This window comes from Caballeronia sp. LZ003 (assembly GCF_031451465.1).
Lineage (GTDB): Bacteria > Pseudomonadota > Gammaproteobacteria > Burkholderiales > Burkholderiaceae > Caballeronia.
In genome coordinates this window covers 1-406 of the sequence record NZ_JARUXJ010000209.1, presented here as the reverse complement: position 1 = coordinate 406, position 406 = coordinate 1, and the positions used below count along the sequence as shown (strand labels likewise).

Here is a 406-nt window from a genome sequence, read left to right as displayed (position 1 = left end):
CGCTGCGACAGGCGGGAGTGGTTTGAAGTCGCTTACTCGCTCGTTCAACGTCTGCTGGATAATCGATTTCGTCAGCCACCGGATCGAAACCAGCGCATCGGTAGGCTTGCGTGTCTTGCTTGACCGCCTCGCGCGCCGAGCTGCCGCCTGACGAGCAGCCGCTCGCAGATAGGGCGCCCATGGCAAGGAAGCTGGCCATGACAAGCGTAAAGTTGCTTTGAAAGAAGTCGCTGCGACCGAGCTCATTTAACGAAAACATATTCAGTGGTGGATCCGTTCGATTGAAATGAGATGCTCAACACGGCCACCGTTGCGGTCCGCCGATTCCACGCACCCGTGATAGACCATTGTCCATCCCTCGCGGAGATGGATCACAGGTCGATTGCCTTCCGCTCGACTGTCAATA

General features: G+C 56.9%; 1 protein-coding gene and 1 pseudogene. Both read right to left on the bottom strand.

The features are described 5' to 3' along the window. Window positions 1–259 (bottom strand): annotated as a pseudogene (locus tag QCE79_RS34480) (hypothetical protein); the annotation flags it as partial. Window positions 260–261: 2 nt separating this feature from the next. Next, window positions 262–405: a DUF3005 domain-containing protein gene (locus QCE79_RS39565; RefSeq protein ID WP_404989482.1), complete on the bottom strand. Its 144-nt coding sequence runs from the start codon at window positions 403–405 to the stop codon at window positions 262–264. Between the last annotated feature and the right edge of the window lies 1 nt (window position 406).